Here is a 17,106-nt window from a genome sequence, read left to right on the forward strand (position 1 = left end):
TTTATCTATTTTGCAATTTTACTTATTGCCCTTGTTTTTCCTTTTGGTCATTCTGCCTAACAAAAAGGCTCCGGCCGCCAAACCAATCATTGTATTAGTCTTCTTGTTAAAAGCCTGCTTGACAACAAGATTAAGGTTTTGCGGTCTTTCGGCAAGACGGCGCATGAAGTAACCGTACCAGTCTTTCCCGAACGGCACGTATGTGCAGAAATTATAGCCTTCACTTGCTAATTGCAATTGCAAGTCTTTTCTAAACCCGTAAAGCATTTGGAACTCGAACTTATCATTCGGAATGTTGCTCTCTTTTACGAACCTCTTCACATGGTTGATAATGTGATGATCGTGTGTTGCGATTGACGCAAATTTGCCATTTAATAGATGCCATTCGATGAGTTTAATAAAGTTAGCATCGATATCTTTCTTCGTTTGGTAAGCAACCTCCGCCGGTTCCTTGTATGCACCTTTTACGATTCGCAGACGAAAATCTTTATATTTCTTAATGTTTTCTTCTGAATTAAAGAAATAAGCCTGAATCACCGTTCCAACATTGTCATAACGCTTGGACAGGTCATCAAGAATATCAAAAGAAGGTTGCAAATGATTATGATCTTCCATATCGATATTGATAAAGATATCATATCGATTTGCCCTTTCCACGATTTCTTCTAAGTTGTTGAAGCAAAAATCATAATCAATGTCGAGTCCTAATTGCGTTGGTTTTAAAGAGATATGCGCATCTACATGATTGTCATGAATCGCTTCAATGACTTCAATAATTTTTTCCTTCGCCTCAGTCGCTTCTTCCTTCTTATAGACGAATTCTCCCAAATTATCAATCGTACACGCGATGCCGTGAGCGTTAAGCTCTCGAATACTTTTTATCGTTTCTTCAATGTTTGTTCCTGCTACGACAGTTTGGGCACCTAATTTCAGCCCATACTTTTGTGCTGCCTTATTAAGAAGTTGGTTCTGAGATAGTCCAATAAAAAGATCTTTCAACATAGCAATTTCTCCCTATTATAATTTACATATTAATTATACCACTGCTTTTTGGTAACGCTATCATTATGGGAAAATTTTTTTGCCGAAAAATGTTGGAAACAGTAATAATTATGCCTTTTGCCACATGTCTGAACCAGAATTCCCCTTCTTTTATGATCTTTTTTAACCCTCTTCTGAACCCACAATTGCCGGCAGTTTTATTTTCAATGTGAATGTTTCCTTTTTATATTTGAACTCTAAATAACCGATATGCTGGTCTACAATTCGACGGATGATTGTTGTCCCTAATCCTTCATGAGTGCCGTTTTTGGTTGTCAGGCCTTGCTTTTGAAATAAATGATCTAGTACGCTATTTGGAATCGGCAATGTATCGTTTTTACAAATAAGAACAAAAAACCCCTGTTTCTGCACGCATTCAACGGTGACTGAGGCTTTCTCTCCCTTTTCCTTCTGAAAGCTGGCAGCTGCGTCAATTGCGTTACCCAAAATGTTCTCGAGAAATGCCGTTTTCTCTTTGAGTGAGAGCGGTAAGGATGACAATGCCGCATCTAGATTATAAGTGACTTGCACTTTTTTTAATTTTGCCAGTTTCTTTGATTGATAGAGAATAGCCCCGACGGCGCTTTCTTCCCCTTTAATGGCTTCATGTGTATCCTCGTAAGAACCGATGAGCCTTTTCATATATGCGATGCTGTCTTTGTATGCCCCTTTTTCCAAGAGGAATTGCAGACTCGTAATATGCTTCATATAATCATGCCGTTCAAGGCGCAGATCGAGAAAGGTTAGGTTGGCGGATTCCAGGGCCTTTTCTAGATGCTTAATTTCTCTGGAATGAACCGCCATTCCCTTACAATTTAAAGACCGCATCATTTCAATTATTATCGATATGATTATGAGCAAAATGACCTGGAGCCAGCCATGATTGCAAATATAGGCAACTGGAAGGAGCATCTGTGTGATGGTCAATAAACGATGTAATGTTGTATTACAAATCTTCAGGAATTTATAACAGCATAAAGCCGCGCCAGTCATCACTATACACACTAGCAGAATCGGCCAAGGCAAATGGATGAATAGATTGATAAAAAAGAAGAGATGAACAGCGAAGCATATGGATAAAATAATAAGGTGTATCCAATTCCTTAGATTCAATATGACCACCACTTAAAAATAATAATCTTGAATATACTCAAGCTTATCCTTCGTTATGATAGCTTTCTTGTTTGTGCCTTCAAAACTGACTGTATAACTGTTTTTTGCATAAAGTGAAAAGTTCTTTACAAAATGAATGTTAATGATAAAAGAGCGGTGAGAGCGGATAAAATCCCGTTCCCTTAGTTCCCCCTCAAGATCGTTTAAAGGCTGATAAGCAGTAATCGTTTCCGATTTCGTATGAATTGTCGTCGACCTTCCTGTGCGTTCAATAAAGATGATGTCCTGCTTTTGAATCACATGGATTTCCGATTTCTGCTTAATAAAGAGCCGGCCTTTCATTTCGGATGATTGGCGTTTTGCCGTGTAGCGATCGATTGAAGTCAGCAAACGTTCTTTTGGGTAAGGCTTCATGATGTAGTCGTGAACGTTCAACTCAAAAGCATGGACCGCATAACCGCTGTTGGCTGTTACAAAAATTATGCCAATTTCCATCGCATTGGTATGGATGATATCTGCGAGTTCGTAGCCGGAAAGACCAGGCATTTCAATATCAGCAATCAACAGATCGATATCCTCTTTTTTTATGCAGTCGTAGGCTTCTTCAGCAGATTGAACGGCAAATAGGATAGTGGTATCCTCTCTTTGCTTTGCAATACTGACCATTTTTTCTAAATCAATGGGACGATCATCCAGAATGCCAACCTTGATCATAGAGCTTCACCTCGGGGAATTCTTATCTTATTGTAACACCTTTTAGAATATCTTTTGGATTAATCACGACAATAAAAGGCTTTTTCACGACATAAGTAAAGCGCTTCACCGTGTTTCTTTCTATAATGAAGATGATGATAACTAAAGAGGTGAAATCATGATTGAAGTGAGGAATGTCACAAAAAAGTTTCGTGATAAAAAGCGTTCCGTCACTGCTTTGAACCACGTCGATTTTATGGTCAGTGAAGGCGAAGTTGCCGGCTTGTTGGGTGAGAATGGCGCAGGTAAAACAACTTTGCTTAGGATCATCGCAACGCTTTTGCAGCCAACCGAAGGGGACGTTCATGTTGCCGGCTATTCAACGATTAAGGAAGCGAAGCAAATCAAACGAAAAATAGGTGTGCTGTTTGGCGGCGAAACAGGATTATATGATCGTTTGACGGGAAAGGAAAACCTTGAGTACTTTGCTATGCTTTACGGCATGAGCAGGCATGAGACGAAGGTAGCAATCGATGATCTGGCGGTCAAATTCGGGATGAAAGATTACCTTAATCGGAAAATTGGCGGGTATTCTAAAGGAATGAGGCAAAAGGTAGCGATTGCCCGGACGGTGATTCATGATCCTGATATTATTTTACTTGATGAACCAACGACAGGGCTTGATATCACATCATCGAATGTCTTCCGCCAATTCATTCACCAGCTGAAGAGACAAGGGAAAACGATCATTTTTTCCAGTCATATTATGGAAGAGATCCAAATGCTCTGTGATTCGGTGATGATGATCCATAAAGGCCAGGTTGTATATCAAGGGGATCTTGAACAATTATATGATGAGGAGAACTCAAAAGATCTTAATTTTATTTTTATGTCAAAGCTAGCAAGAGGTGTCAGCCTATGATCTGGAAAATGTATAAAAAAGAAATGACGGATGCGCTAAGAGATCGCAGAACGTTGCTTTTGACTGCCTTTTTGCCGATTTTGATGTTGTCTGGTCTCGTATTTTTCTATGAAAGTTTGCTTGTCCCAAATACGCATGAAAGCTACACCATTGCCGTCCCGGCGGCTTTAGATAAACAAGAATCAAAGATTTTCAGTGACCAATTGCACTTTACAGTTTTTCCTGATCCAAAAGAAGCTGTCAATCAAGGACATGCGAAGGCAGCCCTAATATTCGATGGCTCGCTGAACGGATTAGACCATGGTAATAAGAAGCTTACTGCCACCATTTACGGTGACTCTCTAAGTCAGGATGCGTCGGCCGCTATGACCCAACTAACAAGTGATTTGGAGAGATATAAGGAAGAGATCGTCGCTCAAAAGCTTTCTTCTAAGGACATCGATAAGGATGTGCTCAATCCAATTCAAATTAATAAGGAAGAGCTCTCGAGTAATAAAGGGAATGCAGCATCGATCACAGCGCTGTCCATTTTCTTGCCAATGATGATCGCATTATCTATCGCGATTGGCGGTTTGCCTGCAGCTTCTGACATGTTTGCCGGTGAAAAGGAACGCCAAACGATGGAAGCCTTATTGATGTCTCCGGTAAGCAGAGGGAAAATACTGACTGCCAAGTGGTTAGCTATTTCAACAATGGGCGTGATCTCTGGCTTCATTGCCGTTGCTGTCACAGTTGTCGAGATTATGTTTCTGACAGAATTCTTGAAGCTAGCCTTTAATAATAATGATCAAATACCCGTCATTATAGGGGCGTCCATCATCATGATTACCCTTTTCGCACTGCTTATAGGAGCTGTGCTGATGGTCATCAGCATCATTGCCAAGTCTGTGAAGGAAACTCAGAGTTATAGTTCACCTATTATGATCCTGCCCGTCCTGCCAGTTTTATTTCTTAGCAGTGTAGGAGTTAACGAGTTATCAATCACCTACTTTATGACTCCTGTTGTTAACCTATATGCCCTGATAAAGGAAATGCTGTACGGCATTGTGGATATACCCCACATGTTGATCACCTTTGGCACAACTGGATTGTGTGTCATTATTGCCCTGCTTCTATCTAGAATTCTTTTCTTAAAGGATAAATGGATTTTAAGTAAATGAGTGAAGGAAGGAGGCGGCTTTGATGAAGAAGTTGTTTGTGTGTGATGGTAATAAAACTAATAAAATGACGAGTGGAATGGCTGTAGGGGTTGTGTTTGGGGCAGTTTTCGGTTTACTAATCGATGACCTTGCCTTAGGGATGGGAGTTGGCATGGCGATGGGGATTGGAATTGGCGCGTCTATGAAAAAGAAGAAATAGCCATCCGTGTTATTCTAAGAGCATGCATAGATAGCCTTTTTTATTTAATAATTTCAGCAAGATCCATCCATCTTTGCATATATGATTCTATGTATTTCTACCTCATGTTCGGTTACCACATAGAACACGAGGTAGTTTTTTATAGTCATGATTCTATATTCTGTCTCAATTGATTCAATTGCCCTATATAACTTACAAGAATATGGATATTCTTGAAGCCATTTTATTGAATTATCCAGAGCATCAATCAGATCCATTGCAGCCTTTGGCGCCTTTAAAGTTTCGGCAATATAAGCAGTGATATCCTGCAAATCTTTTTGCGCCAAATGCAAATATACCCATCCCCGTTCCAAAATCACCTCATCAACATACTCTTCAAAATTAAAAAGATTCATGTTTTCTTGGTCTCCTTTATTGCGGTGTTAAGTATAGTTCATTGCTGTAAGGCTAAAATAGTGGTGATACTTAAATTAGAAAAGGTGAAGAACATGGAAGTTTCCATCTTCATAAGCTTTACGATCTTTTTCGTTGCTTATTTCGTTACATTACGTGAAAAACTCGATAGGAAAATAAATGTATTCATTTGCATATTGATGATGAATCTCAACATCAACTTCTTCACCTTAGCAGAGGATAATCTGAATAAAATAAACTTAACAACAAGCCTGTCCAAATATGTATCTTTTTTATTATACAGAAATATATTAGTTCCCTTTTTTATTTTATTTGGCATTCATTATTTTTTTCGTTCAATATCCATTTATTATAAAATCATTGTTTTCCTGGCAACAATAGGAGCCTTGTATGCCATGGAGGCAATTTGTAAAAGTTTAGAATTATTCACATGGAAACAATGGAATAGCCTATATTCTCTGATGTATTATATCATTCTTTTTAGTTTGGGCTGTGTATCAGTCTTATTATTTAGAAAGATGGCGTTGTCAAGAAGGAGAAATGAGCAAAATGGGGATCGTTTATTATGACAATACATTCAATGAAAATGAATGGTTCATTATCATTGTTATCATTATCTTAAACCTGCTTATTTTCTTATTACCCAGAAGGTTTCCTTTTGAAATTTCCGCTATTTTATACTTGGTTGGAATTACAAACGGTGTAGTTTATGACGACACAATAGGATCCCATCTATTTGATTTGTTTGATATTAACGATGACTCTAAGTATTCATTTATGGATTTTATGACTTATTTTATGTATGGACCGTTTGCTTATCTTCTCATTTATATCCAAGATCGATTTCAATTACATGGAATACTCCTTGTTACATATATTCTAATATGGTCCGTATTCTCGACCGGATTTGAAACGCTGGCCACGCTTTTGGGTGTTTTTCATTACAAAAACGGATATAATCTCTATTATTCCTTTCCCATATACGTTTTCACCATAGGTGTGACGTATTGGCTTTATACCTTTATCACTCAAAAAGACGAGGTTTAATGTTGGACAAGCATGACTTTTTGGCGTTCACTTCCCCTATGAAGGACATTTCCCTCACTTATTTGCCGACTTTTGTCCTTCATCTCACCTTTTACCAGAGGAATTCCCCATGAATGCCATATCAAGGAATGAAATAACTAACGCTACTTAATCATATCTCAAGTAAGGTTTTTTCACTCGGGTCTATTTTTCTAAACAAAAAGTGCCAGACACCCCAATTTTATGGCGCGGGTATTAGTACTCTTTCTAAGAAGTGCAATAAGCTGCGACGACAGCTGCCATGGCTTTTGCACATATAATGAGACTTTTTTCGTTTATATCGAACTTAGGGTGATGGTGCGGATACCATTCTCTTGACTCTGGCATAGCACCGACATAGAAGAAACACCCGGGTACTTGCTTAAGGTAATATGCAAAGTCTTCGGAAGGGGGTTGCGGCTCAGTCTCTAACACAGCATCCACCTCTGGAATAGAGGCTTTTTCCAAAGCTTGGTGCACCTGCTCTGTTACCTCTGGATCATTGTAAAGAACGGGATAGTCATTGGTATAATCAAGAGTCACTTTAACGCCGTATGATACTTCTAATCCTTCGGCAAATTGCCGTACTTGCTCTTCTACCTTTTGGCGTGACTCTTTTGACATCGTCCTTACATCACCTTCAAGCGTTACGGCATCCTTGATAACATTAAAAGATCCTTTTCCATCAAATGAACCGATTGTGATTGAAGCTGTGTCAAAAGGGTTAATTCGGCGGCTCACAATGGTTTGGCAATTCATGACAAAGGAGCTGGCCGCAACGATGGCGTCATTTGCCATGTGAGGTGATGAGCCGTGCCCGCCTTTACCTTGAATATGCAGTTTAAAATAAGATCTGCCCGTTTGCGTGTTGCCGCTTCTGTAATAGATTTTACCTGTTTCCATAGGGGACATCACATGAATGCCAAAAATCGCATCCACCCCATCTAATACACCCGCTTTAATCATCCCAATAGCCCCACCTGGAGGTGTTTCTTCAGCTGGTTGATGAATGACTTTGATAATTCCAGCTAACTGATCTTTTAACTCGGCCATGGATTGCGCCAAAATCAACATGTAGGCCGTATGGCCATCGTGTCCACAGGCATGCATGACTCCTTTGCTTTCCGAAGCAAATGGCAGTCCGGTCTCTTCTGTTATTGGCAAGGCGTCAAAATCCGCGCGGATCGCAATGGTTTTGCCTGGCTTAGCCCCTTTAATCGTTACAACAACCCCGTTGCCGCCGCCAAAATTCCTTTCAACAGAGTCAACAGGTACCTCTTTATAAAAGTCTGCGATGTAAGCAGCCGTTTGTTCCTCATGAAAAGAGAGCTCTGGATGCGCATGAAGATGGCGCCGTATCTCAATGATGCGATCCTTTTTCTCATCTAACTTTTTCATTATGTCAGTCAAAAACATCTAAATGCCCCCTTACTTTCCGCTATAAGTATACCCTTAATGGTCATTGACAATCTTAATAAATGGACTTACTGCCATTATTAAATCGATTGGAAATCCTGCTTTTTACTATCGAAAACGGACTGGAACTCCTGTCTGCTACAATTAAAGGTGCAACCAAAGTCGCTTTTCACGGAAATTTAGTAGGCTCGCTGATAAGCAAGTTTACCGGCTTTGACGACAAAATTAAAAGCCTTGTCAATAATGCCTTGGATCCTCTCGATGAGATTGCCGCTAATGTTGAAAGTATTAGAAAAGCTGTAGGAAGCCTTATAACAGATTATCCGACATTATTAACAAACTTCAAACCATACTTTGATAATGCCGTATTCCAAAAATCAGATTACCACAATGTTTACCTGTATAATCAGGTAGCGTTAAATATTTTGCAAGAGATGGATTTGCTTTTCAGTGATATTGTTACCCAGCTCGCTCATCATAAAGCCAATGCAATCGATGCGCTATGTGCTGTGTCTAAGAATGTAAAAGGAAACATGAAGCTTCTAGATGAATAGGTCGAGCGCGGCACAATTATGTGATTTTAGTCAAGGTACTTCCTCTTTATATAAAGACAGCAGTTTATTCTGAATTACGATCTCAAAAATCGCTTTAATTCTTGATAAAAAGTTTCACGAGTCCCGGCCATAATTCTAACAACAAGTTCCCCGTTGTCATTTTCCGAAATTCGATAGGCTAATTCATAATTTGTACCTTGATACCTTACGTCATAACAATAAATGCCGGCCAGATCCCCTGTCTTTAGTTCACCAATATAGGGATGTTGCCGGATATCTTCAATGGCTTCAAAGAATTCTTTCTTTAATGGTTTTTCCTTTAGCTTTTTAAAATATTGCTTGGCTGGATTTAAATACAGGACAGGTAACATCAACCATCACTCCATAACATCGCCGAAAAGGACTTTCGTTTCTTTGTCATCCGTTCCTGTAAATTGCCCAGCAGCTTGGTCAGCTTCACGAATTAAGTGTTCAACGGTTGGACGTATTTGTGCTTTCCGTTTTCGGAATTCTGAAAGCAGTTGTTCTCCTTCATAACCTTCTTTAACAAGATCTTTTAAAACATTTTCTGAAAAGTCACTTTCCTTAGGTACCTTACGCAACACAATTTCATTGCCACGTAATTCGCAAATTAATTCTTCACCGATTCCTAATTGATCAAAGAAGCGTTTTGGAATAGTGATTTGCCTTTTTTCAGAGACGCTAATTTGTTTAGCATTAATAGGTTCAGATCTCATCTGTCTCAGCCTCGTTTCTGATAAAACATTATCCATTGTTAAAGTCATAGTATGCCCTCCTTTAAATAAAGATACACATTTCCTTGTTTCCTTGTTACAAGGGTAACCTTTAAATAATTCGAACCAAATAACTTTGTTCTACTATTTAGCATACTCTTCCTTTAGAATACTGTATTTTTCTAAATCCACTATTCCTTTCCCTGACCATAATGCAGCTTGTCTTAATGTTCCTTCCTTAGTAAAATTATTTTTCAGCAGCACTCTCTTTGAATTCTTATTTTGCGGCATGACGTCCGCCTGAATTCTATTGATGTCTACTTTCTTAAATAAAAATGGTAATAATAGCTTTACCGCTTCCGTTGCAATTCCCCTTCCCCAATGGGATTCCGCCAAATAGTAGCCAACTGTCACCATATTTACCTTTTGGTTAAATTCAAAGGCTTCTATTATACCCGCGAGTTTATCACTCTCATGTTTGGTGAAGATCCCCCATTTTACCCGTGTCTTTTTATTATAATCACGCTCAAAATGTCCAATCATTTTTTTCACTGTAGCCTTATTATGCTTAGGTTTGATTCCGCAGTGGTCGAAAATCCGTTCATTATCATAAATAGCAAATAACCCTTCAAAGTGATTTTCTTCAATTTTTTTTAGTATAAGATCCTCTGACTCTAATACAGGGAATTCATGAAAAATCGCATCGACGTTCATATTGGCATCTTTACCCGCTTTCTTATTTGATTCGGAAATCATAAATGTTGTGGGTCATAAGGAATGGCTTATTTCTTAGGTTTTTAATACACACTTCTTCAGGCTCATTTATTTTTAATAAGTGCTTCCGCCTCTTGTATACTTTCTTTTAACCAAATGGGAGCCTTTGAATGGTTGAGTATTTCGTGGGTTGCCATCCAGTAGACACCATCAACTTCATCAGGGCTTTTTGCAAAAGGTTCACCCTTATCCAATTCACAAAGAAAAACAATATCTACAACTTCGCTTCCATCATCCAATATAAAGGACGTATTTCTAACATATTTTATATCATCTTTTATTGTTATTCCTACCTCTTCGTAAAGTTCTCTTCTTAGAGTTCCTTCCAAAATACCCCTGGCATTACCCTCATTTTCCACCGTACCACCAACAAGTGATAGCAGCCCTCCAGCATGTCCTTCCATCATACTACGTCCAATGATCAACCATTTATCCTCTTTAAAAACGGCTCCTTCTACATTGATATAGAACACGTAAAAAAGCCCTGCCTTTCTTATTAACTTCCATACCCGTTAAAGGCTCGTTGCCCTATTTCACCATTTAGTTGCGATCAAACCAATTTATACATAAGAATGTCATCAACATATTCATTTTCATCCATCTTAATTTCTCTCATTTTACGTCCTTCCTCTACAAAACCCATCCTTGTGTATAAAGCTATTGCTCTATGATTTGTGGATAAAACGCCTAGACTTAATTTCTCAATCATTGGGTTATTTACAGCCCAATTTATTACCTCATTAATAAGTTTCTTGCCAATCCCTGAATCTCTATAATTTTTGTCTATCATCATCCCAAGCGAGCCGATGTGAGACAGCCTTTTCCGGCCTGGCGATTGGCATACAATCCAGCCAACAGTTTTTTCGCTTATTTCAGCTACAATTATTGTTTCTCTATCATTTTCTAAAATGCTATGCATCCAATCAATTTGTTGCTCAATTGTCTTATTGAATTCATCCAGAACAGTTATCAAATAATCGTGTTCAGCGATAACATTTTGCTGGATCTCTAATATTTGTTTTGCATCCTTTAATTGACCCTTTCGAATATTTACTTCCGTATCATATTTAACTACCAACCTATCCATCCCCTCAAAGTGGCTTTCTATTACAAAAGTTCGATCTCCTAGGGCAAAATCCTTTTCAAAATTTTGGTTAACCATAAATAATCAAACGACGCCTATCTTTGCTTTAGGGAATAACGACCAAAAATCGTCTTCAATGATAAACTTTTGCATAAAATCCCTCCTTTTCATTTTTGATGGCCATTTTCATTTACACATTATTTTTTTAAATTTGCCTTCATTAACGAGGAAATCTGTTGCTCATCCGTATATGAAATCTGTTCTAACTGATTAATAACCAGCTCTTGCCGTTGTGATGAATGGTTTTGACTTAACTTTGCTTTCCCTTCAATCTTATTGATTTTTATTTTGAATCCTTGAACACCTTTGCTCATGCCGGCGAGAAACTTAGCATCGACATCTTGTAATCGGTAAGAACTATCAGGAGCTTCATACTTCAATACCATGTCATTCAAGGAGTCCATTAACTCATGTTCATCTTCTATAAGTTCGAGTTCCCCGTAGACATGAACAGTCACATAATTCCATGTTGGCACTGCTTTATTCGTCTCATACCATGAGGGAGAGATATAACAATGAGGACCGTGAAAAACAGCTAAGACTGTTTGATTCCTAATATCCTTCCACTGAGGGTTCGGACGGGCAAAATGGCCATACAAACAGTCTTTCTCTTTATTCAAAAGCAGAGGTAAATGTGTCGCGAATGGCATTCCTTCATGCAGCGAAAACAATGTTGAAAAACTATTCTCCTGTATGACATCGTAGGCTGCTGCCAATTCTTTTATATTAAATTGCTTAGGGATATACATAAAAAGTCTCCTTTCAACTTTTTAAATACAACAGGCTTGCAACATTAAAAATGAATATCCGTTAGGAGATATAATATTATACAAACTGACATTTAAAAAGGTACAATATTAAAAAAGTACACATGTCAGAGGTGATATGTAATGAATAATACCATTTTTACTTTTAAGGATGACTCCCCCAAATACAAACAAATCTACGAGCAATTCAAATTATTTATTGAACAAGGCAACATACTGGCTAATGAGCAATTACCCTCTATTCGTCAACTTGCGGACTCCCTTCAAGTAAGTCGCAATACAACATTAATGGCTTATGTTCAACTTGTAGCTGAGGGCTATATTCACGGAGAAGGGCGAAAAGGTTATTTTGCAAATAAATTAGAGCCTCAATTGTTTCGAGAACCGTTAATCACTCATAATAAAAAGCAAACGGAGTCGGAGACGCCTGCCCTCATTGATTTCCGAGCAGGCGCCGTAGATCAAACCCATTTTCCTTTAAAAATCTGGAGGAGAATTGCCAATCAAGTTTTAACGCTACAGGAGAGCTTTCTATACGGGGAACCCTTTGGTGAAATGTGTCTGCGTGATCAAATTGCCACATACTTGCTCCAATCCCGCGGGGTGCAAACGGATGCTGATGCCATCATTATCGGCAGCAGCACCCAACAAATGTTGATCCATCTTGGGAAGATACTGAGGGATGATTTCCAAAGTATTATAGTAGAAGACCCTGGTTATGATGGCGCTAGGGAAGCTTTTCAATTTCATCGGTTCACGCTTGAAACGTTACCAGTTTATGAAACAGGTGCTGACTTTTTACAATTAGAACAAATGGCATCACGATTAATCTATGTAACGCCTTCCCATCACAGTCCAATCGGGGTAAGCATGTCCATTCAACAACGGCAAACGCTTATTCATTGGGCTGACAAGATACATGGATATATTATTGAAGACGATTATGATAGTGAATTTCGCTATACACAACAACCATTTCCGGCTCTAGCTTCCATTGATTCAGCAAGAGTCATTTATCTGGGGAATTTTTCAAAGTCCTTTCTTCCAGGAATTCGATTAAGTTATATGGTGTTGCCACAGCCGCTTTTAAATCGTTATAAACATCAATTCCTTCATTTCGAGAGCACCACTTCACTTCTTAGCCAACTCTCAATGGCTAAATTTATGGAAAGCGGAGAATGGACTCGCCATGTTAAACGCATGCGTCTTGTCTATAAACGGAAAATGCAGCACTTGGTATCAGTATTAAAAAAAGAATTCGAGCAAAATATAGCCATTATTGGGGAACAGTCTGGTTTATACGTATTAATCAAAGTACACCTTGACCGTTCAGAAGAATGGCTAATCCAGCGCGCTTCTTTGTATGGTGTTAAAGTGTATCCAACTTTACTCTATGTCGTTAAAAATCATTCTGATAAACCGATTATTAAACTTGGTTTTAGTAATCTTTCTTGCGATGACATCCAGCATGGTGTAAAGCTCTTAAAAAAGGCTTGGTCTTAAAAACATGCAGGATAATATTCAATCTTTGGCGTTGACATTTATCTCGACCCCAATCTTCTATTAATACCTTTTAATCTATTTCTTTGCATCCCATTCAGCATAAAATTGTTCTAAATAGGTTTCGAGAAATTGATGTCTTCCGACTGCCAGTTCTTTAGCTGTATGAGTGTTCATCGTACTTTTAAGTTTTAGTAACTTTTCATAAAAATGCATAATGGCGGTATCTTTACCCGAACGATATTCTTCCAATGTCAAGTTTTCTCTTGGCTTCATATCGGGGTCATGAATCGGACGTCCCTTAAAACCTGCATAGCACATGACCCTGGAAATCCCGATAGCACCTATGGCATCTAATCGGTCTGCATCTTGTACAATTTTACCCTCTAATGTGCTCATTTCCTTTTTCTGTGTCCCACCCTTAAATGACATAGTTGTTATAATTTCTAAAATATGCGCAGCGGACACCTCATCAACTTCATGATCATCCATCCATGTTTTAACCTTATTAACACCAGTTTCTTCATCTTGATTCAGTTTTTCATCGGCTACATCATGCAATAATGCTGCAAGCTCACAAACAAAAACATTTACATTCTCTTTCCTTGCTATGGTTTTTGCCATTTCCGTCACTCTATGAACATGCCACCAGTCATGGCCGCTGCTATCCCCGCCGAGTTCCGCATACACAAATTCCCTAGCTGCCTTAATAATATGTTCTTTTGTATTCAATTTCAGTCCCTCCCTTTATTATCCCGAATCGGCTTTTCCTATTTTTTACTCAGAAAGCCATTAATGAAACGGCTTCAATTTTAAAGACACCTTTAAACCAATTCTATAAGATATCCTAGATTTCTTTTTTTGACTAACCCGCGCACTGCATTATGACCTTTAAAAATCGACATCTTCTTTTATGATGGAATACATATATAAATCGTCAAATTTACCGCAAGTAAATTCATAATGCCTGAGCAAACCTTCTCTTCTAAAACCCAGTTTTTCCACTAGTTTTTGTGACGGGAGATTCATAGGTTCAATTAGAGCCTCAATTCTTTCTAACAGAAAATGTTGATAACCATACCTGATAACGGCTTTCAAAGCTTCATTGGCTATCCCTTTTCCCCAGTGATCTCTGCTTAGTTCATAGCCAACTTCGGCACGGTAATGTTTGGTACGCATATTAAGAAAACCGCAGCTTCCTATAACCTTACCAGAATCTTTTGGTGTGATTCCCCATCTCATTCCTGTGCCTTCTTCGAATATTGATTTATACCAGCCAATTTCATCCCATACGTCTTTTACCGTTTGGAAAGGATCCAATCCCATCGGCTTAACAACGGCTTTATCGGATAAATATGCAAACATATCATTGGCATCATCTACAGTTACTTCTCTTAATATTAATCTTCTTGTTTCAATTACAGGAAATTCTTTCGTCATCGAATTCCTTCCTTTCTGGATTAATGAAACAACTTTGATGATCATTATCATTTTTTCACTTTCAAGCATTACTTAGTTCAAGGAATAAATCAATCGGGAGAGATGAAAAGCTAATTTATATACCGAGAAAGTGCTGCTGCCATTTTAAAGGAATATAGTCCCGCTTGTAGAATAATAATTTATATAAATTATGGGAGGGTTGCAAGTGAATCGGCGTCATGACGTTTTTTTTAATCAATTAGAAAACTATAGAGGCTATCTTTTGAAGGTATTGGGAAATATCACCGAGGAAGAAGCGGAGATTATTCCTAAAGGCTTCAAAAATAATATCCGGTGGAATGCTGGTCATGTCTTCGTTGAGCAATATATGTGGATAAAGAATGTTACTAGAGAAGAGGCTGATGTCCCTACGGAATTCGACGAATGGTTTGGATGGGGCAGTTCCCCTGACAACTTTACAGCCGAAACACCTTCGCTTGAGGAATTGAGAATGTTACTTAAGGAACAGCCCGCCAAAATCAGATATACATATGGCGAAAGGTTAGATGAAACGTTTGAGCCAACAGAAATGTGGGATCTGCAAACGATTGAACAAGTCCTCATTTATACACTTTTTCACGAGGGAATGCATCTGCAAACCATCCTAGATATTAAAAAGTGTATGGATTCTTAATAGAGCAGTTTCTGAAGATATAAGGAGATTTAGGCTTTACCAACAGGCCACCCCAGGACCGCTGCCGGTAAAGCCTGTTAATTTTTATTTTGCTGCCAAAGGTTTTGAAAACGCTGGGAGCCAGTCTCCATGGGCTTCCAATAGGTCATCACACAAATTAATAGTGTCATCTATGGATAGTTCTGACGACGTATGCGGATCAAGCAGCGCTGCCTGATAGATATAGTCCTTATTTTGTGTCACTGTCGCCTCAATCGTTAGCAGTTGCGTATTGATGTTAGTACGGTTCAAAGCTGCCAGCTGTTCGGGAAGATCGCCAACGTAGCATGGCGTGACACCGCTTCGGTCAGCGACGCAAGGCACTTCGACACAAGCTTTTTTCGGCAAATTACTGATCAAACGGCCAGTGTTCAATACGTTTCCACCGAATTTAAAAGGGCTATTGGTCTCCATCGCTTCAATAATCCTCGAGCCATACTCCTGCGATCTTTCGTGTGTCAATTCAGCGTTTTGAACAAGCTCATGTCTCATCTTTTCCCAACCCTTGATTTGTTGTTCGCAGCGGCGAAGGTATTCATCTAATGGGATGTTGAAACGGCCGATCAATTCCGGATAGCGCTGTTTAATAAAATAGGGGTGATATTCGGCATTATGTTCAGAGGATTCCGTCACATAATACCCGAATTTATCCATTAACTCAAAACGGACCATATCATTATGCTTTGTCTTCTGTTTTTCTCTGGCCCTTCTCTTAATTTCCGGGTAAAGGTCCTTCCCATGTCTTTTGATCTCGAGTAACCAAGCCATATGATTAATGCCTGCGATTTTTTCTTCGATTCCGTCCGAAGGGAGATCAAGCGACTTAAGGAGCCCTTTCGAACAGACTTGGACACTGTGGCATAAGCCGACAGCCTTTACATTGGTATGACGGAGAATCGCTCCTGTAAGCGACGCCATTGGATTTGTGTAGTTTAACAGCCAGGCATCCGGGCACACCTTCTCCATTTCCTTTGCAAAATTAAACATCACCGGAATTGTCCTGAGAGTCCTGAAAATGCCGCCGATCCCGACAGTATCAGCGATCGTTTGGCGCAGTCCGTATTTTTTGGGAATCTCAAAGTCGATCACCGTGCTCGGCTTGTAACCTCCTACTTGGATCGCATTGATCACATATTTGGCATCTTTTAGCGCCTCCCTCCGATCAGAATAGGCTTTAATATTGATATCGCTTTGCAAATTCTCCTTTAGCTGCTTCAACATATTTTCCGAATCCTCCAAGCGCATGGGATCAATATCATACAACGCAAACTCAAACCCAGCAAGTGAAGGCACAAGCATGCAATCACCTAATACGTTTTTTGCGAACACCGTACTCCCAGCACCGATAAACGTAATCTTTGCCATAACAAACCTCCTAAACGAAAGATTATTGCTTTTCAAATGACTCTATTCAAATCATTCAAAATGTTGTTATAATCATCATAGAAAAGGTTTGAA

The 17,106-nt window shown here is 39.0% G+C and carries 21 protein-coding genes; 7 read left to right on the forward strand and 14 right to left on the reverse strand.

Annotated elements, in window-relative coordinates:
- Nucleotides 1-18: 18 nt before the first annotated feature.
- From EV207_RS10660 to EV207_RS10670, 3 genes are all read right to left on the reverse strand, one after another.
- A complete protein-coding gene (locus EV207_RS10660) occupies nucleotides 19-1,002 on the reverse strand; it encodes a proline dehydrogenase family protein (protein ID WP_132746147.1) in 984 nt (327 codons plus the stop codon).
- Nucleotides 1,003-1,164: 162 nt separating this feature from the next.
- Complete coding sequence (locus EV207_RS10665; protein ID WP_132746148.1) at nucleotides 1,165-2,154, reverse strand: sensor histidine kinase; 990 nt, start codon at nucleotides 2,152-2,154, stop codon at nucleotides 1,165-1,167.
- 12 nt (nucleotides 2,155-2,166) lie between these two features.
- Nucleotides 2,167-2,868: a LytR/AlgR family response regulator transcription factor gene (locus EV207_RS10670; protein WP_132746149.1), complete on the reverse strand. Its 702-nt coding sequence runs from the start codon at nucleotides 2,866-2,868 to the stop codon at nucleotides 2,167-2,169.
- Between the two features lie 157 nt (nucleotides 2,869-3,025).
- On the opposite strand from EV207_RS10670, the gene EV207_RS10675 reads away from it, so the two are divergent.
- The 3 genes from EV207_RS10675 to EV207_RS23005 are packed head-to-tail and all read left to right on the forward strand — an operon-like array spanning nucleotide 3,026 to nucleotide 5,128.
- Nucleotides 3,026-3,769 (forward strand): ATP-binding cassette domain-containing protein, encoded by a 744-nt coding sequence (locus EV207_RS10675; RefSeq protein ID WP_132746150.1) that lies wholly within the window; start codon nucleotides 3,026-3,028, stop codon nucleotides 3,767-3,769.
- On the forward strand, nucleotides 3,766-4,929 hold the full coding sequence (locus tag EV207_RS10680) for an ABC transporter permease (RefSeq protein WP_132746151.1): 1,164 nt from the start codon (nucleotides 3,766-3,768) through the stop codon (nucleotides 4,927-4,929). The genes EV207_RS10675 and EV207_RS10680 overlap by 4 nt, the downstream gene beginning before the upstream one ends.
- A 22-nt stretch (nucleotides 4,930-4,951) precedes the next feature.
- The gene (locus tag EV207_RS23005; RefSeq protein ID WP_165886905.1) at nucleotides 4,952-5,128 is read left to right on the forward strand and encodes a glycine zipper domain-containing protein; all 177 of its coding nucleotides are present in this window, start codon (nucleotides 4,952-4,954) and stop codon (nucleotides 5,126-5,128) included.
- Between the two features lie 53 nt (nucleotides 5,129-5,181).
- Here EV207_RS23005 and EV207_RS10685 read toward each other — a convergent pair whose 3' ends face one another.
- Nucleotides 5,182-5,523 carry a type II toxin-antitoxin system RelE/ParE family toxin gene (locus tag EV207_RS10685; protein ID WP_132746152.1) on the reverse strand — a complete coding sequence of 114 codons (342 nt, stop codon included), beginning with the start codon at nucleotides 5,521-5,523 and terminating at the stop codon, nucleotides 5,182-5,184.
- Between the two features lie 568 nt (nucleotides 5,524-6,091).
- Between EV207_RS10685 and EV207_RS10690 the strand changes: the two genes are divergently transcribed.
- A complete protein-coding gene (locus tag EV207_RS10690; RefSeq protein WP_132746153.1) occupies nucleotides 6,092-6,589 on the forward strand; it encodes a hypothetical protein in 498 nt (165 codons plus the stop codon).
- A gap of 246 nt (nucleotides 6,590-6,835) precedes the next feature.
- Here the strand turns inward: EV207_RS10690 and EV207_RS10695 are convergent, their stop codons facing one another.
- Nucleotides 6,836-8,023 carry a M20 family metallopeptidase gene (locus EV207_RS10695; RefSeq protein WP_132746154.1) on the reverse strand — a complete coding sequence of 396 codons (1,188 nt, stop codon included), beginning with the start codon at nucleotides 8,021-8,023 and terminating at the stop codon, nucleotides 6,836-6,838.
- Between the two features lie 62 nt (nucleotides 8,024-8,085).
- Here EV207_RS10695 and EV207_RS10700 point away from each other — a divergent pair, with 62 nt between their 5' ends.
- The gene (locus EV207_RS10700) at nucleotides 8,086-8,577 is read left to right on the forward strand and encodes a hypothetical protein (RefSeq protein ID WP_132746155.1); all 492 of its coding nucleotides are present in this window, start codon (nucleotides 8,086-8,088) and stop codon (nucleotides 8,575-8,577) included.
- A gap of 74 nt (nucleotides 8,578-8,651) precedes the next feature.
- Here the strand turns inward: EV207_RS10700 and EV207_RS10705 are convergent, their stop codons facing one another.
- From EV207_RS10705 to EV207_RS10730, 6 genes are all read right to left on the reverse strand, one after another.
- Nucleotides 8,652-8,948, reverse strand: a complete 297-nt coding sequence (locus EV207_RS10705; RefSeq protein WP_132746156.1) for a type II toxin-antitoxin system RelE/ParE family toxin — start codon at nucleotides 8,946-8,948, stop codon at nucleotides 8,652-8,654.
- Between the two features lie 6 nt (nucleotides 8,949-8,954).
- Entirely contained in the window at nucleotides 8,955-9,362 is a 408-nt protein-coding gene (locus tag EV207_RS10710) for an AbrB/MazE/SpoVT family DNA-binding domain-containing protein (RefSeq protein WP_207902946.1), read from the reverse strand.
- 93 nt (nucleotides 9,363-9,455) lie between these two features.
- Nucleotides 9,456-10,025, reverse strand: a complete 570-nt coding sequence (locus tag EV207_RS10715) for a GNAT family N-acetyltransferase (RefSeq protein WP_132746182.1) — start codon at nucleotides 10,023-10,025, stop codon at nucleotides 9,456-9,458.
- Nucleotides 10,026-10,129: 104 nt separating this feature from the next.
- Nucleotides 10,130-10,558 carry an NUDIX hydrolase gene (locus tag EV207_RS10720; protein ID WP_132746157.1) on the reverse strand — a complete coding sequence of 143 codons (429 nt, stop codon included), beginning with the start codon at nucleotides 10,556-10,558 and terminating at the stop codon, nucleotides 10,130-10,132.
- A gap of 77 nt (nucleotides 10,559-10,635) precedes the next feature.
- Nucleotides 10,636-11,163 (reverse strand): GNAT family N-acetyltransferase, encoded by a 528-nt coding sequence (locus EV207_RS10725; protein WP_243647017.1) that lies wholly within the window; start codon nucleotides 11,161-11,163, stop codon nucleotides 10,636-10,638.
- A 203-nt stretch (nucleotides 11,164-11,366) separates the two neighbouring features.
- The gene (locus EV207_RS10730) at nucleotides 11,367-11,978 is read right to left on the reverse strand and encodes an FMN-binding negative transcriptional regulator (protein WP_132746158.1); all 612 of its coding nucleotides are present in this window, start codon (nucleotides 11,976-11,978) and stop codon (nucleotides 11,367-11,369) included.
- 141 nt (nucleotides 11,979-12,119) lie between these two features.
- Here EV207_RS10730 and pdxR point away from each other — a divergent pair, with 141 nt between their 5' ends.
- On the forward strand, nucleotides 12,120-13,499 hold the full coding sequence (gene pdxR, locus EV207_RS10735) for a MocR-like pyridoxine biosynthesis transcription factor PdxR (protein ID WP_132746159.1): 1,380 nt from the start codon (nucleotides 12,120-12,122) through the stop codon (nucleotides 13,497-13,499).
- 75 nt (nucleotides 13,500-13,574) lie between these two features.
- Here pdxR and EV207_RS10740 read toward each other — a convergent pair whose 3' ends face one another.
- Both EV207_RS10740 and EV207_RS10745 read right to left on the reverse strand, forming a co-directional pair.
- Nucleotides 13,575-14,228, reverse strand: a complete 654-nt coding sequence (locus EV207_RS10740; protein ID WP_132746160.1) for an HD domain-containing protein — start codon at nucleotides 14,226-14,228, stop codon at nucleotides 13,575-13,577.
- Between the two features lie 159 nt (nucleotides 14,229-14,387).
- Nucleotides 14,388-14,936, reverse strand: a complete 549-nt coding sequence (locus EV207_RS10745) for a GNAT family N-acetyltransferase (protein WP_132746161.1) — start codon at nucleotides 14,934-14,936, stop codon at nucleotides 14,388-14,390.
- Between the two features lie 205 nt (nucleotides 14,937-15,141).
- Here EV207_RS10745 and EV207_RS10750 point away from each other — a divergent pair, with 205 nt between their 5' ends.
- A complete protein-coding gene (locus EV207_RS10750) occupies nucleotides 15,142-15,609 on the forward strand; it encodes a DinB family protein (RefSeq protein WP_132746162.1) in 468 nt (155 codons plus the stop codon).
- 84 nt (nucleotides 15,610-15,693) lie between these two features.
- On the opposite strand, the gene melA is transcribed toward EV207_RS10750, so the two are convergent.
- Complete coding sequence (gene melA, locus EV207_RS10755; protein WP_132746163.1) at nucleotides 15,694-17,013, reverse strand: alpha-glucosidase/alpha-galactosidase; 1,320 nt, start codon at nucleotides 17,011-17,013, stop codon at nucleotides 15,694-15,696.
- Nucleotides 17,014-17,106: the final 93 nt, after the last annotated feature.

The sequence above is a fragment of the Scopulibacillus darangshiensis genome (assembly GCF_004341035.1).
Taxonomy (GTDB): domain Bacteria; phylum Bacillota; class Bacilli; order Bacillales; family Sporolactobacillaceae; genus Scopulibacillus; species Scopulibacillus darangshiensis.

What these genes read in the sequence shown, in the direction of transcription:
- EV207_RS10690 (WP_132746153.1), top strand. Translation starts at nt 6,092, where the DNA reads ATGGGGATCGTTTATTATGACAATACATTCAATGAAAATGAATGGTTC.
- EV207_RS10685 (WP_132746152.1), bottom strand. Translation starts at nt 5,523, where the DNA reads ATGAATCTTTTTAATTTTGAAGAGTATGTTGATGAGGTGATTTTGGAA.
- melA (WP_132746163.1), bottom strand. Translation starts at nt 17,013, where the DNA reads ATGGCAAAGATTACGTTTATCGGTGCTGGGAGTACGGTGTTCGCAAAA.
- EV207_RS23005 (WP_165886905.1), top strand. Translation starts at nt 4,952, where the DNA reads ATGAAGAAGTTGTTTGTGTGTGATGGTAATAAAACTAATAAAATGACG.
- EV207_RS10670 (WP_132746149.1), bottom strand. Translation starts at nt 2,868, where the DNA reads ATGATCAAGGTTGGCATTCTGGATGATCGTCCCATTGATTTAGAAAAA.
- EV207_RS10695 (WP_132746154.1), bottom strand. Translation starts at nt 8,023, where the DNA reads ATGTTTTTGACTGACATAATGAAAAAGTTAGATGAGAAAAAGGATCGC.
- EV207_RS10675 (WP_132746150.1), top strand. Translation starts at nt 3,026, where the DNA reads ATGATTGAAGTGAGGAATGTCACAAAAAAGTTTCGTGATAAAAAGCGT.
- EV207_RS10745 (WP_132746161.1), bottom strand. Translation starts at nt 14,936, where the DNA reads ATGACGAAAGAATTTCCTGTAATTGAAACAAGAAGATTAATATTAAGA.
- EV207_RS10715 (WP_132746182.1), bottom strand. Translation starts at nt 10,025, where the DNA reads ATGAACGTCGATGCGATTTTTCATGAATTCCCTGTATTAGAGTCAGAG.
- pdxR (WP_132746159.1), top strand. Translation starts at nt 12,120, where the DNA reads ATGAATAATACCATTTTTACTTTTAAGGATGACTCCCCCAAATACAAA.
- EV207_RS10705 (WP_132746156.1), bottom strand. Translation starts at nt 8,948, where the DNA reads ATGTTACCTGTCCTGTATTTAAATCCAGCCAAGCAATATTTTAAAAAG.
- EV207_RS10700 (WP_132746155.1), top strand. Translation starts at nt 8,086, where the DNA reads ATGGACTTACTGCCATTATTAAATCGATTGGAAATCCTGCTTTTTACT.
- EV207_RS10730 (WP_132746158.1), bottom strand. Translation starts at nt 11,978, where the DNA reads ATGTATATCCCTAAGCAATTTAATATAAAAGAATTGGCAGCAGCCTAC.
- EV207_RS10710 (WP_207902946.1), bottom strand. Translation starts at nt 9,362, where the DNA reads ATGACTTTAACAATGGATAATGTTTTATCAGAAACGAGGCTGAGACAG.
- EV207_RS10680 (WP_132746151.1), top strand. Translation starts at nt 3,766, where the DNA reads ATGATCTGGAAAATGTATAAAAAAGAAATGACGGATGCGCTAAGAGAT.
- EV207_RS10660 (WP_132746147.1), bottom strand. Translation starts at nt 1,002, where the DNA reads ATGTTGAAAGATCTTTTTATTGGACTATCTCAGAACCAACTTCTTAAT.